Consider the following 14,191-nt stretch of genomic DNA (forward strand, 5'->3'; position numbering starts at 1 on the left):
CGATCAGTCCGCCAGCAGCACGGCGCGGTCGCGCCCTTGGGTCTTGGCCTGGTAGAGCGCCTTGTCAGCGCGCGCCAGGCCCTCCTCGGGTCGGAGCTGGGGCTCCGGCATCAGGTGGGTGGCGCCAATGGAAACGCTGAGGCGCCCCAGCGGGCAGGCTCCGTGCGGCAGTTGCAGCGCCGCCAGCGCACTACGAATCTGTTCGGCCCGCTCCAGGGCGGCCACGCCGTCGCAGTCGTCCAGCAGCAGGGCGAACTCCTCGCCGCCATACCGCGCCACCACATCGGTGCTGCGGCGCGCCGCGCCTTGCAACACCCGCGCCAGGGCCTGCAGGGCGGCATCGCCAGCCTGGTGTCCATGGTGGTCGTTGTAGGCCTTGAAGTGGTCCACATCCACCATCAGCAGGCCCAGCGGTGTGCGGCTGCGCAAGCCGCGCTGCCACAACTCCTGCAATCCCTCCATCAGCCGGCGGCGGTTGGCCAGGCCGGTCAGGGAGTCGGTGCGGCTGAGCTGCTCCAGGCGCTGGTTGGCCTCGCGCAGTTCCACCTCCAGGCGCTTGGCGGCGCTGATGTCGTTGATCACACCGACGAAGAAGTGATCGTCGGCGGTGCGCACCTCGGAGATGGCCACCAGCAAGGTCAGCACCTGGCCGTCACGGTGCTGGGCCTGGACCTCGCGGCGCGGACCGATCAGGTCCAGCTCGGGCTGACGCAAATGCTGTTCAAACAGGCCGACGAGTTCGGCGCGCGCGTCCGGATGCAGCAAGCTCACCACCGAGCGACCCACCAGCTCAGCGCCGGCATAGCCCCAGAGCTGCTCAGCGGCCAGATTGGCATAGAGGATGCGCCCCTCGGTGTCCATGGTCACGATGGCCGCGCCCGCGGTGCGGATGATGGCCTCGACTTGGGCCTTGCTGCTGGCCAGCGCGCGTTCCTTGGACAAGAGCGCGGTGACGTCCTGGCGCACGGTGACGATGAAGCCTTCGGGCGTGCGCTGCTCATGGGTCAGGATCTGACGCCCATCGGGCAGCTGCTGCAGCAACTCGGGGCGCTGCCCGTGCAGGCGCACGCGTTCGGCAATCCATTCCTCCTCACGCCCCTTGGCATCCTGGGGTAGCAGGCCATGGGCCTGGCTGACGCGCAAGGTGTGCTCAAAGTCCGTGCCGATCAGCGCGTCGTAATCGATTTCCGGATGCCAGTCGCGGTAGAGGCGGTTCACCAGCATCAGGCGCCCATCCGGGTCCCACACATACAGCGCCACCGGCAGCGCATCGACGGCGCGTTCCAGCAATTGGGTGCGCTGCTCGGCCACCTGTCGGGCTTGCGTCAGGGCATTGCGCGCCGCCACCAGCTCGGTCACATCCTGGCGCACGGTCACCACACGGCCCGAGGGCATGCGGCGCTCGTCCACCTGGATCCATTGGCCTTGGTAGTCCATCAAGAAGGGGCGTCCCAGGCGCGCACGCTGCGCCAGCCGATCACCCAGCCACTGCGCCTCACGGCCCTTGGCCGATGGGATGGCCCCAGCGGCCAAGGAGGCCCGCACCACGTCCTCGAAGCGCACCCCGGGCTGAAGCAGATGCGCCGCCGTGGGGTACTGCTCGCGCACGCGGTCGTTGCAGCGCAGCAGGCGGTCCTGCGCATCCCAGATCTCGAAACCCGCCGGCATGGCCTGCAGGGCTTCCTCCAGCAGTTCATTGGCCGCGCGGGCTTCGTCGCGCGCCGCGCGCAAGGCGTCCTGCAGGGCCACTTGATCGCCGATGTCAAAGCGCACGCTGGCCCAGCCCCCGCTGAGCGTGCGGTTCTCAATGACCTGCAGCACCCGGCCATCGCGCATGCGCTGAATCCAGCGATCGCCCTGCCCCTGATGTCGCTGCAGGCGCTGCTTCAGCCAGTCGCGCGGCGGATGCCCCTCCAGGTCGATGACATCGCTCTCCAACACCAGGCGGCAGATTTCGGCATAGGACACCCCGCGCGCCACCTTGCCAGCAAGCGCCGGGTAGAGCCGCACAAAGGCCGCGCTGCACCAGCGCAGGCGGTCGTCCTGGTCCAGGATGAGCAGCGGCACGCCCAACGCCGTCATGGCCTCGGTGCCGGCCGCCATGCGCCAGCGCAGATGCCTCTCGTGCAGGATCAGCAGGGCCAGCGCCAACGTGGCGCTGCCGGCCAGCACGGCCAAGCCCCATATCCAGCCCCCCAGCGCACCCGCCAGCGCGCCCAGGCCCAGCGCCAGGCCCAGCCCCCAGGCCGTGGCCAGGCGCTCGGCGAGCGGCTGGGTCAGACCTTGGGACGGGGGGCTCATATCAGTCCTGGGTTTGATTGAGCTGTTCCAAGCGCTCGGGGCTGCCGACATCGACCCAGCGCCCGCGCAGGCGCTCGGCCGTCATGCGTTCGGCCGCGATGGCCGCCTCCAAACACGGCCGCAGGGCCTGCTTTTGCCCCGGAGTCACCGCGTCCACCAGCGAGGGGCGCATCAGCCCCAGGCTGGCCCAGGTCAGGCAAGGGCCGTCAAAGCCCTGCTGGCGCGAACGCGCCAGGCCCTCGGCATCGATGCCGAAATCGCCCTGCGGGTGGTGGGCCGCGTTCTCGGTAAGCCACAGATGGGCCTGCAGCGCGGGCCGGGCGGCGAAGGCCTGTACGGCGGCGGCGGGGAAATCAAAGTCCGGCACGAACACATCGCCCGAGACAAACCAGAAGGGTTGTTCGGCAGTCTGGGCCAGCCACGGCAGCGCATTCTTGATGCCCCCGGCCGTCTCCAGCGCGCTGCCGAAGTCGCGGCCCTCAAATGCGTAATGGATCTGCAGCCCCCAGCGGCTGCCGTCGCCCAGCTGGGCGGGGAACTGCTCTTCGAGCCAGGCGGTATTGATGACCACCTGGCGCACCCCGGCGCGCGCCAGCGCCTCCAGATGCCAGACCACCAGCGGCTTGCCGCGCACCACCAGCAAGGGCTTGGGCGTGTGGTCACTCAGCGGGCGCATGCGCTCACCACGGCCGGCACAAGCAATCAGGGCATGCGGAATCAACATGGTTTCGAGTGTCGCAGCCGGCACGCCACAGGGCGCCCTCCGGGGCTCTCTAAAATCCCGCGTTTTCCCCTAGCCACCCCCCGCCGCCCATGTCGCAAAACACTACCCAGATGGCCAACGCAATCCGCGCGCTGGCGATGGACGCTGTCCAAGCCGCCAACTCCGGTCACCCGGGCGCGCCCATGGGCATGGCCGAATGCGCGGTGGCGCTCTGGGGTGGCGTGCTCAAGCACAACCCGGCCGATCCGCAGTGGAGCAACCGCGACCGCTTCGTGCTGAGCAACGGCCACGGCTCGATGCTGATCTATGCCCTGCTACACCTGACGGGCTACGCGCTCACCATCGACGACCTCAAGGCCTTCCGCCAGCTGCACAGCAAGACCCCGGGCCACCCCGAAGTGGACGTGACCCCGGGCGTGGAGACCACCACCGGCCCGCTGGGCCAGGGCATTGCCAACGCCGTGGGCATGGCGCTGGCCGAGAAGCTGCTGGCCAAGGAGTTCAACCGCGAGGGCCATGCGGTGGTGGACCATCACACCCATGTCTTCCTGGGTGACGGCTGCATGATGGAAGGCATCAGCCACGAGGCCTGCGCCTTGGCCGGCGCCTGGGGCCTGAACAAGCTGATCGCCGTCTACGACGACAACGGGATCTCCATCGACGGCCAGGTCGCCCCCTGGTATGTGGACGATGTGACGAAGCGCTTCGAGTCCTATGGCTGGAACGTCATCGGCCCCATCGACGGCCACGACGTGAAGGCCGTGTCGGCCGCCTTGGCGCAAGCCAAGGCCAGCAGCGCCAAGCCCACCCTGATCCGCGCCAAGACCGTGATCGGTCAGGGCAGCCCCAACCGCGCCGGCACCGCCAAGGCCCACGGCGAGGCCCTGGGGCCGGACGAGATCAAGCTGACCCGCGAGGCATTGGGTTGGGCGCATGAGCCCTTCGTGATCCCGGCCGAGGTCTATGCCGCCTGGGACGCCAAGGCCGCCGGCGCCAAGGCCCAGAGCGCCTGGCAACAGGGCTTCGAGGCCTATGCCAAGGCCCACCCCGAGCTGGCCGCCGAGTACCAGCGCCGCATGGCCGGCGAGCTGCCGCAGAACTACGCCAAGCTGGTGGCCGATGTGCTGCAGGACACGGCGGCCAAGGCCGAGACCGTGGCCACCCGCAAGGCCAGCCAGCTGGCACTGGAAGCCTTTACCGCCGCCCTGCCCGAGCTGCTGGGTGGCAGCGCCGACCTGACCGGCTCCAACCTCACCAACACCAAGAGCGCCACCGCCCTGCGCTTTGATGACGCCGGCACCCCCAACGGCGGCCGCCACATCAACTACGGCGTGCGTGAGTTCGGCATGGCCGCCATCATGAACGGCGTGGCCCTGCACGGCGGCTTCATCCCCTACGGCGGCACCTTCCTGACCTTCAGCGACTACAGCCGCAACGCCATCCGCATGGCCGCGCTGATGAAGCGCCGCGTGGTGCATGTGTTCACGCACGACTCCATCGGCCTGGGCGAGGACGGCCCGACGCACCAGTCGATCGAGCACACGGCCAGCCTGCGCCTGATTCCTCATCTGGACGTCTGGCGCCCGGCCGACACCGCCGAGACCGCCATGGCCTGGGCCGCTGCCATCGCCCGCCAGGATGGTCCCTCGGCCCTGATGCTGTCGCGCCAGAACCTGCCCTACGCCCCCAAGGCGGACCTGGGTGCCATTGCGCGCGGCGCCTATGTGCTGGCCGAACCCAGCGAGGTGGGCCTGAAGAAGGCCAAGGCCGTGATCCTGGCCACCGGCTCCGAAGTGCAATGGGCCCTGCACGCACAGAAGCTGCTGGCCGAAGAAGGCATCGGTGTGCGCGTGGTGTCCATGCCCTCGACCTCGGTGTTCGACCGCCAGGACAAGGACTACAAGAAGGACGTGCTGCCCAAGAAGCTGCCGCGCATCGCCATCGAGGCCGGCGTGACCGATGGCTGGTGGAAGTACGGCTGCGACGCCGTCATCGGTATCGACCGCTACGGCGAGTCGGCCCCCGGCAATGTGCTGTTCAAGCACTTCGGCTTCACGGCTGAGAACGTGGTGGCCACCGTCAAGGCGGTGCTGAAGAAACACAAGTGATTGCTCGCGGGACGCTCAGGCGTCCCGTACTTTTTTCTTTATCCCCTGGAGACTTTCATGACCATCAAGGTTGGCATCAACGGCTTCGGCCGCATCGGTCGCATGGTGTTCCGCGCTGCGGTGCAGAACTTCGGCAACGACATCGAGATCGTCGGCATCAACGACCTGCTCGAGCCCGACTACCTGGCCTACATGCTGAAGTACGACAGCGTGCACGGCCGCTTCAAGGGTGAAGTCAGCGTCGAGGGCGGCAAGCTGATCGTCAATGGCAAGTCGATCCGCCTGACCGCCGAGCGCGACCCCGCCGCCCTGAAGTGGAACGAGATCGGTGCCGACATCGTGATCGAGGCCACCGGCCTGTTCCTGGACAAGGCCACCGCCGAGAAGCATCTGGCCGCTGGCGCCAAGAAGGTGCTGCTGTCGGCTCCGAGCAAGGACGACACCCCGATGTTCGTCTACGGCGTGAACCACGAGAGCTACGCCGGCCAGGCCATCGTCTCCAACGCCAGCTGCACCACCAACTGCCTGGCCCCGGTGGCCAAGGTGTTGAACGACAAGTGGGGCATCAAGCGCGGCCTGATGACCACCGTGCACGCTGCCACCGCCACGCAAAAGACCGTGGACGGCCCGAGCAACAAGGACTGGCGCGGTGGCCGCGGCATCCTGGAAAACATCATCCCCAGCAGCACCGGTGCCGCCAAGGCCGTGGGCGTGGTGATCCCGGCGCTGAACAAGAAGCTGACCGGCATGAGCTTCCGCGTGCCCACCAGCGATGTGTCGGTGGTCGACCTGACCGTCGAGCTGAACAGCCCCGCCACCTACGCCGAGATCTGTGCCGAGATGAAGGCCCAAAGCCAGGGCGCCCTGAAGGGCGTGCTGGGCTACACCGAAGACAAAGTGGTGGCCACCGACTTCCGTGGCGAGCCCTGCACCTCGGTGTTCGACGCCGAGGCCGGCATCGCGCTGGACAGCACCTTCGTGAAGGTGGTGAGCTGGTACGACAACGAGTGGGGCTACTCGAACAAGTGCCTGGAAATGGTGCGCGTGATCGCCGCCTGATTCCGGCATTGCGCGTTCCACAAGGGGCACCTCGGTGCCCCTTTTTTTCTGCTCGGGATCAGGCCTGCAACACCGGCAGCTGGCGCAAACCGGCGGCGGCAAAGTCGAGGAAGCTGCGCACCTTGAGGCTGCCAAACCGACCCTCGCGGTGCAGCAAATTAACGGGCAGCGGCGGCGGCTCAAAGTCCTCCAGCACCGGCACCAATTGCCCGGCAGCCAGCGGGTCGGCCACCTTGTAGAGCATCTGCTGGGCGACCCCGAAGCCGGCCACGGCCGCCGCCACCACGGCCTCATTGGTGGTGCACAACAGGCGGGGATTCACCCGCACCACATGGGGCTGCCCGTCCACCCGGAAGCGCAGCTCCATGCCCGGTGCCACCGAGCTCGCCACGGTCTCGTGAACTTGCAGGTCGTCGGGCCGCCGCGGCCGGCCCCGGCGCGCCAGATAGGCCGGCGCGGCCACCGTCACCACGCGCATCCGCCCCACCGGGATGGCCTGCATGGTCGAGTCGGGCAGTGCGGCAAAGCGCAGCGCCACGTCCACCCCCTCCTCCAGCAGATTGACCACGCGGTCCATGAACAGGCACTGCGCGCTCACCTGCGGATGCGCCAGCAGAAATTCGGCCACCAAGGGCGCCAGGAATTTGGCCCCGAACCACCCTGGCGCCGTCAACTTGAGCTCGCCCTTGGCCTGGCCATGCAGACCGCAGGCCAGCTCCTCGGCCACGCGCAGGTCTTCCAGGATGCGCTGGCAATCCGCTGCGTACTGGCTACCGGCCGGCGTCACCTTCACGATCCGCGTGGTGCGCGTCAGCAGCCGCACGCCCAGCCGCTCCTCCAACTCATTGATGGCCCGCGTGACCACCGGAGGCGAGACGCTGAGCGAGCGCGCCGCACCGGCAAAGCCCCCTTCCTGGACGACAGCCAGAAAGGTCTGGATCAGCTGAATCTTGTCCATGGGCGGCGCGCAGGCTGATGGTGTAAAGGCATCGTAGTCGGCCAACGGGACGAAGCACCTGGGCAAGCGGATGGCGCGTTTCTAAGGAGGCGGCAGGCGGGCGGGGGCTCCTAAACTCGATGCCCCTTCTTGCCTGCCGAGTGCCCCATGAGCACCCCCTTGCGTCTGAATCGATTGCTGCAAGCCCTGGTGGGCATTGGCCTGGTGGCCAACCCGCTGACCGGCATTCCGGCCGTCAACCCCGCCAGCCCGGTCGCGCTGGAAGGGCGGGTCATCGTGCGCCTGCGCGCCGAGTCGCCCGGCATCAAGGCCCGCGCCCTGAGCGAGCGAGCGCCCCTGCATGAGGTGCAGGACATCGCCACCCGCCGCGCCGAGCGCCTGGGGCAGCGCAGTGCCTTGCGCCTGACTGCCGGCCGCGCTCTGGACGCCCGCACCCAGGTGGTGTTTGGTGCCGGGCTGGACTCCAACACCCTGCGCCAGCGCCTGGCCATGGACCCCGAGGTCGAATTCGTGGTGGTGGACCGCGTGCGACGCCACAGCGCCGTGCCCAATGACGCGCTCTACGCCACCGGCGGCACCGGCCAGGGCCAGTGGTATTTGAAGACCCCGGACGCCACGGTGCGCTCGTCCATCGACGCCCAGCGCGCCTGGGATGTGACGACCGGTTCGACCAATGTGGCCGTGGCCGTGCTGGACACCGGCGTGCGCCTGGACCATCCGGATCTGGTGGCCAACCTGCTGCCGGGCTACGACATGATCGGCGCCGGGGGCGGCGGCAGCGTGCGCATTGCGGTGGCCAACGATGGCGATCTGCACGATGCCGACCCGAGCGATCCCGGCGACTGGGTCTCGCAGGCCGACATCGACGGCGGCAGCTTGGGCTCGGGCTGTACCAAAGACGACATCGGCAACAGCAGCTGGCACGGCACCCATGTGTCGGGGCTGATCGCCGCCACCGGCAACAACGGCATCGGCATCGCCGGCGCCAGTTGGAACGCCAAGATCGTGCCGGTGCGCGTGCTGGGCAAATGCGGTGGCTACGACAGCGACATCGTGGCGGGGATGAACTGGTCGGTGGGCGTTGCCGTGCCGGGCGTGCCGGCGCGCAACTCGGCGGTGCCGGTCAAGGTGCTGAACATGAGCCTGGGCGGCAGCGGCCCCTGCGACAACCCGCTCTACCCTGAAGCGATTGCCAATGCCAATGCACGCGGCGCCGTGGTGGTGGTGGCGGCCGGCAACTCGGCCGGCGAACCCGTGGACACCCCGGGCAACTGCGCCGGCGCCATCGCCGTGGCGGGGTTGCGCCACATCGGCACCAAGGTGGGCTTTTCCAGCATGGGCCCAGAGGTGGCGCTGGGTGCGCCTGGCGGCAATTGCGTGAACACCACCGGGGCCTGCCTGTACCCCATGCTGAGCACCACCAACAAAGGCCTGCAGGGCCCCACGGTGAATGGCTACAGCGACACCAATGCGTCGGTGGGCACCAGCTTCGCCACGCCGCTCGTGGCGGGCACGGCCGCGCTGCTGTTCGCGGTGAACCCCAGCCTGACGCCGGCCGCCGTCAAAAACCTCCTCACCAGCACCACCCGGGCCTATCCCACGACGGGATCCGATGCGGGCACGCTGAACTGCCCGGCCCCAGTGAAGAGCACCGAGGTGTTGGAGTGCTATTGCACGACGAGTACCTGTGGCACCGGCATGCTGGATGCCAACGCAGCGGTGCGCGCGGCGGCCGGTTTGCCGCCCTCGCCGCCACCGCCTCCGCCACCACCACCACCGCCTCCGCCTCCACCGCCTCCGCCTCCACCGCCTCCACCGCCTCCACCGCCTCCACCGCCTCCACCGCCTCCGCCGCCTCCGCCGGCTCCTGCTCCGTCCAGTGGCGGCGGTGGATCGACCGGTCCGGTGGGTCTGCTTGGCTTGGGCTTGGCCGCCTTTGCGCTGGGGCGTCGACGCGCACCGCCTCCGCCGCCGCACGACTGAGAAGGTGCCGGGGCTCAGGCCCCGGCCGGTGGCGCACCCGGTGCCCGGGCGCGCCCCTTAGCGCATCAAGACGGCAAGCAGGCGCTCAGCTTGCGTTGCTGCAGCAGGCGCTGGCACAGGGCCATACCCTGGGGCTTGGGGCAGACCATCACGCCCGGTTGGCGCGGCATGCAGCCCGCCGCCATCAGCTGCTGCTGTTCCTGCATCGGTAGCGAGTTCAGCTGCTGCACCGGCATGGCGCCCATGCCTGGGCTGGTGCCGGGTGTCATGCCGGGCAGGCCCTGCTGACCCAAACCCTGCGGCAGCTGCATGCCGCTGACCGCCGGCATGCCCTGGCCGGCGACCGCAGCGCCTGGGTTGACGGCCGCAGCACCCGGCAGGCCTTGGTTGGCCGAATGGCCCGGATTGATGACGGGGTCGGCCGCCCGGGGCGCGCCGATGTTGAGCCTGGGATCCGCGCTCAAGCCCTGCACCTTCTTCTCGATGACCTGCTGGATCTGGGCCGCCATCGCCTGCTCCTGCGGGCTTTGGACCACCACTTCCAAAAAGCCCGGCTTGTCCTGCCCATCATTGCCAGGGTCACCCGCATCGGCGGGGGTCAGGGGCGGGCTGAGTTTGGGCAACTGCGCCAGGACAAAAGTCTTGAGGCTGGCGTTGAGCTTGGCACGGATCAGCAGCGGATCCTCGGGCGAGATCTCGAACAGACCGGCGTAGCTGAGGTGCGGCAGCGAGATCTTCAGCGCCGGATTGCCCTGATGCTGGTTGTACTGGTTGGCGGCAGCCTGCACCTCGCTTTCCAGGCGCTGCGCCCACTGGCGTGCGCTGGACTCAGTCTGCGCCACCAGAGCCTGGTAGGCGCCATCGCGCTGCAGCTTGCACTCGACCTGGATCAGCGGCCAATCGGGGCGCTGCGCGCTCTGCAATTGGTACTGCTGCACGGCCGGCTGGCAGGCACGGCTGACCGAGAGGTCACGGCTGCACAGCACCACGCTGCCACTCGGTTGCAGGCTGCAACGCTGCTGCGGGTCGCGCTGCTGCAGCAAGGCCAGGAAGGCCGGGCCGGCCGGACCGATCTGCTTGTGGCACATCGGCTCGGGCAAGGGCTTGGCCGATGGGGCCTGGGCCACGGCGGTGCTGAGTGCGTTGTGGGCGGTCTGGCAGGCGTTCAGGCCGGCACCGCTTTGGCACTGGAAGCTGTCAAACCCGCCGCCACCCGCCTTGGCGCTGCAGCCCTGGGCCAAGGCGGTCTGGCGCCCCTTCCAGGCGCTCTCGGCCTTGAACAGTTGCACCACGGCCTGGCAATGGGCCTCCGGCAGCGCATGGCCGTTCATCGGGTGGCCGGCCGCCAACGCACCGCGCTCGGCCTTCCAGTTCTGCAGCATCTTGCCCAGCAGATCCGCGGCCACGCATTGCTGGGTCCAGCTTTGCACCAGACCCTCGCGCTTGGCCGGATCGGCATTGAACAGACCCACCAGGGCCTCGCGCTCCACCTTGGTCTTCCAGGCCTGGCGCTGGGCCTGCAGCTGGGCGGGTCCGGTCTTGGCCAGTTCGACGTCCCAGCGCTCGCCGATGAAGGCGATGTAGGCCGTGGCGGCCTGCTGCAGCTCGGACTCATTGGGGGTGTGATGGATGGGGAACGGGGCGCCGGTGTCGAGGTCGCGCGTGGCCAGGCCGGACTGACGCAGTCGCGCCAGGTGCTGGGTCCAGGGCAGCAAGTCGGGTGAAAAGCGCGCCATCAACCCGGCGGCCGCCTTGGTCTTGTAGAACTCGAACAGGTACTCGGCGTTGCTGGTGCTCTTGCCCGTCCCTCCGCCTCCACAGCCGTTGAGCACGCAGCCTATCCATTCGGCGGCCGAGTTCAGCCCCGATATGAAGGCCTTGACCACATCGACGGCCGCCCCTCCGATGGCGATCAAGGCCTCGATGGCGCCGCACACATCCACGCCGGTGAGCACATTGGCCAACGCGCAGCCCAGGGGCTTGCCGCCGTCCTTGATCAGCTCGATGTAGTCGCCGGTCTTGATGTCGAGGTAAATCTCGATCGCCAGACGCACCCATTTGTCGGCGCCGGCCTCGGCGATCACGCCGCCGGTGCTGCCGTTGTCCAGCAGCTCCTCAACGCAGGCGATCAACTCCATGTCGCTGCCAATGCTGCCGCACTGGTCGTAGACCTGGATCACGTTCTTGACCGTGGACGGCGGCGGCAACGAGGAGGGCCAGACGCCCATGCCCGCCAACTGATCCACCAGCCCCAACACATCCACGGCCTTGGCCGGCAGGGGCAGCGCCAGCAACAGCGGCAACAGCAGGGCGCCCAGACTCAGGCGCAAGCGGCTCCAGTTCATCGCTCGCCCCCTTTACTGACCGCGCCGCGCGGCCTGGCGCAGCTCACCCAGCGTGATGCGCTGGCCTTGGGGGTTCTCCAGCACGGTGCTGTCGGGCTGGCTGCGCAGCTTGTCCAGATCGCGCGCGCTGTCGATCTTGATGGCGGGTCCGGCCGGCGCCCGGGCTGGTGTGCCGGCCACGAAACCCCGCCCGTTGATCTGGCGCGAGAGGGCGTCCAGCTTTTGCAGATCGGCCACGCTCAGGCGCTGGCCATTGGGCAGTTGCACCACATCGGTGGCCGGACGGGCCATCACGGCCGCCAGGTTGACGCCCGGTGCCAGATTGACCGCCGGGCTGCCCGTGCTGCGGCTGAATTGCAGCTCTCGCGCCTGCGGGCGCTGCTGCTGGGCGGCCCGGATGGCGTCGGCCAGGGCCAGCACCTGGCGGGCCGGCACCTGGCGCCCGCTGCGCGTCTGCACCAGGGTGTCAGGGGGCAGCGCGCGCAGGGTCTGCAGAGTCACGGGCTTGGCGGGGTCCAGGCTGCGCAACTGCAACTTGGCCGCGCCGGGTGCCATGGCCGGCAAGGCGCCCGGCGCGGGCGCCTGGGCCAAGGCCGCGCCGCACAGGCCGGCGAGCAGCAAGGGGAACAGGGCTTTCATGCAAGGCTCCTCAGCAGGAGGTGGACCACGTACCGGTCACGCCATTGATATTGACCGTGGCGCGCACCGTCAGTGGGTTGATCGTGAAATAGCGCGTCACGCGCAGCACCACGGTCTGGCCGTTGGAGACGGTGCCCGGGGCGCTGGTGAAGGCGCCGCCATTGATCGAGTACTGCGCGCTCGCGGCCGGCGTGCCGGCTCCGCTGGTGATGCTGATGGGCACCGCCGTGCTGATGCCACTGACCGTCAGCGGCGCGGAGTCCACCGTGCCGCCGCCGCAGGCCAGGGCATTGGGCCAGGAGAAAGGATTGGGCTGCGCATCCCAGGTGGTGACGACAAAGGCCGCCGACACGGTGCCGATCTGCAGCGTGGCCGTGCTCAGGCCCGCGCCATTGGTCAGCGCCGAGGACTGCAGCGCCAGCGCCACGCTCTGCCCTGCCAGCACCGTGCCCGGCGCCGTGGTGAAGGGGCCGCCATTGATCGAATAGCTGCCGCCCACCACCGAAATCGGCGTCGGCGCGTTGACGCCACTGACCGTGATGGGCGCCGCCTGCACGGTGATGCCGGGCGCCACATTGCTTTGTGGCGCGAAGCTGAAGGGGTCGGGCGTGATGTCCGCCGCCAGCGTGCTGACATTGAAACTTCCCGCCACGCCGCCCACGGTCAGCAGCACCTGCACCGTGGTGCTGGGCAGGCTGGAGGCGGTGGCGCGCAGCCGGATGATGGCGCCTGGCGCCACCAGTCCGGGGCTGCTGGTGAAGGGCCCGCCGTTGACGGAATAGCTGCCCCCCAGCACCGAGATCGGCGCGGGCGCGTTGGTGCCGCTCAGCGTGACGGCGGCCGAGTCCACCTGCGCGCCCAGGGCCACCCCGGTCTGCGGCGCAAAGGTGAAAGGGTCGGGCGTGGTGTCTGCCGCCACGGTGGTGACGGTGAAGCTGGCGCTCTGGCCGCCCACGGTCAGCACCGCGGTCTGCGGGGTCGAAGGGGAGTTGGCCGCGTCCACGCGCACCTGCAGCTGAGCCCCCGGCGGCACCATGCCGGGCGCGCTGGTAAAGGCGCCGCCGTTGATCGAATAAAGCCCGCCGACGATGCCCACCGTGGTCGGCGTATTGGTGCCGCTCAGGGTGATGATGTTGGAGCTCACCAAGGCGCCCAGCGCGGCATTGAGCACCGGGGTGAAAGCGAAGGGGTCGGGCAAGGCGTCCGGCACAAAGGGCGTGCCGGTGGTCGGCAGGCTGCGCGTCAGCACCGTGGCCGGGCGGCCATTGCCGGGGTTGGGGTCGGCATAGCGCACGGTCAGACGCTCGCCGGCCTGCACCTGCAGCGCACCATCCCCGGGGCGTGCGGTGCCGGCATTGACCGGCAGCTCGTTGCGCTGGAAGCGACCGGGAGCCACCTCGTTCAACGAGAACAATTCGCGGTCGCCACGATCCGTCGTCACGGTGACCTGCAAGCGGGCGCGCCCGGCCCAGTCGGGCTCGCGCACCTCGATCAGCAGGGGCAGGTTGATGGGCGGCAACAAGGCCCCTGCCGTGGCCGAGGCCGTCAGCCGGCTGAGGTCCAGGGCCGCCCCGACATCCAGCTCGGCCGGGCTGCCACCGGCCGCCGTGCCCAGGGGCGAGCTGCCACCGCTGGCTGCCACCCGCCATACATCGCGCAGGCTCTCACCGCTCTTCTCTTGCTGACGGTGCAGCAGCCAGGACACCCGGCCGGTGAGCAGCCCGGGTTTGAAGCCGTCCACGCTCAAAAAGCGCTTTTCCCATGAGGCCTGCACCACGGTGACATCAGGACCGCACTGCAGATTGATGTCCTTGAGATGGATGCGCAGCTGCTTTTGCTGGTGAAAGTCCACCAACACGGCGTCCAGCAATTGCTGCAGGCCGGGCTGGTTGGGCTCCATGCGCGCGCGCAGGGCCGCAATGTCACCGCGCTCATAGGCCTGCACCAGGGCCTGCACGGTGCGCCAGGCGGCATGGTCGGTCGAGCACTCCAGATTGGGTGCCGAACTCTGCGCCGAGGCAGCGGGCAGGGCCAATGCGGACAGCAGGGCCAAGGCCAGGGAAGAGGTTTTCAT

General features: G+C 68.9%; 9 protein-coding genes. 3 read left to right on the plus strand and 6 right to left on the minus strand.

Annotation, left to right across the window (positions count from 1 at the left end; translation table 11 throughout):
* Nucleotides 1-3: 3 nt before the first annotated feature.
* Nucleotides 4-2,301, minus strand: a complete 2,298-nt coding sequence (locus FF090_RS17935; RefSeq protein ID WP_175423710.1) for a diguanylate cyclase — start codon at nucleotides 2,299-2,301, stop codon at nucleotides 4-6.
* A gap of 1 nt (nucleotide 2,302) precedes the next feature.
* Nucleotides 2,303-3,025 carry a nucleotidyltransferase family protein gene (locus FF090_RS17940; protein WP_138858040.1) on the minus strand — a complete coding sequence of 241 codons (723 nt, stop codon included), beginning with the start codon at nucleotides 3,023-3,025 and terminating at the stop codon, nucleotides 2,303-2,305.
* A gap of 89 nt (nucleotides 3,026-3,114) precedes the next feature.
* Between FF090_RS17940 and tkt the strand changes: the two genes are divergently transcribed.
* The gene (gene tkt, locus FF090_RS17945) at nucleotides 3,115-5,133 is read left to right on the plus strand and encodes a transketolase (RefSeq protein ID WP_259372624.1); all 2,019 of its coding nucleotides are present in this window, start codon (nucleotides 3,115-3,117) and stop codon (nucleotides 5,131-5,133) included.
* Between the two features lie 57 nt (nucleotides 5,134-5,190).
* The gene (gene gap, locus FF090_RS17950; protein ID WP_138858042.1) at nucleotides 5,191-6,192 is read left to right on the plus strand and encodes a type I glyceraldehyde-3-phosphate dehydrogenase; all 1,002 of its coding nucleotides are present in this window, start codon (nucleotides 5,191-5,193) and stop codon (nucleotides 6,190-6,192) included.
* A gap of 58 nt (nucleotides 6,193-6,250) precedes the next feature.
* Here the strand turns inward: gap and FF090_RS17955 are convergent, their stop codons facing one another.
* Nucleotides 6,251-7,150: a LysR substrate-binding domain-containing protein gene (locus FF090_RS17955; protein WP_138858043.1), complete on the minus strand. Its 900-nt coding sequence runs from the start codon at nucleotides 7,148-7,150 to the stop codon at nucleotides 6,251-6,253.
* Between the two features lie 147 nt (nucleotides 7,151-7,297).
* Between FF090_RS17955 and FF090_RS17960 the strand changes: the two genes are divergently transcribed.
* Entirely contained in the window at nucleotides 7,298-9,133 is a 1,836-nt protein-coding gene (locus tag FF090_RS17960) for a S8 family serine peptidase (protein WP_138858044.1), read from the plus strand.
* Nucleotides 9,134-9,198: 65 nt separating this feature from the next.
* Here the strand turns inward: FF090_RS17960 and FF090_RS17965 are convergent, their stop codons facing one another.
* From FF090_RS17965 to FF090_RS17975, 3 genes are read right to left on the minus strand one after another with little or no spacing between them, the layout of a single operon-like run.
* On the minus strand, nucleotides 9,199-11,478 hold the full coding sequence (locus tag FF090_RS17965; RefSeq protein WP_138858045.1) for a hypothetical protein: 2,280 nt from the start codon (nucleotides 11,476-11,478) through the stop codon (nucleotides 9,199-9,201).
* Nucleotides 11,479-11,490: 12 nt separating this feature from the next.
* The gene (locus FF090_RS17970) at nucleotides 11,491-12,117 is read right to left on the minus strand and encodes a hypothetical protein (RefSeq protein WP_138858046.1); all 627 of its coding nucleotides are present in this window, start codon (nucleotides 12,115-12,117) and stop codon (nucleotides 11,491-11,493) included.
* 10 nt (nucleotides 12,118-12,127) lie between these two features.
* Nucleotides 12,128-14,191 carry a hypothetical protein gene (locus tag FF090_RS17975; RefSeq protein ID WP_138858047.1) on the minus strand — a complete coding sequence of 688 codons (2,064 nt, stop codon included), beginning with the start codon at nucleotides 14,189-14,191 and terminating at the stop codon, nucleotides 12,128-12,130.

The sequence above is a fragment of the Inhella inkyongensis genome (genome assembly GCF_005952805.1).
In the GTDB taxonomy this organism is placed as follows: Bacteria; Pseudomonadota; Gammaproteobacteria; order Burkholderiales; family Burkholderiaceae_C; genus Inhella; species Inhella inkyongensis.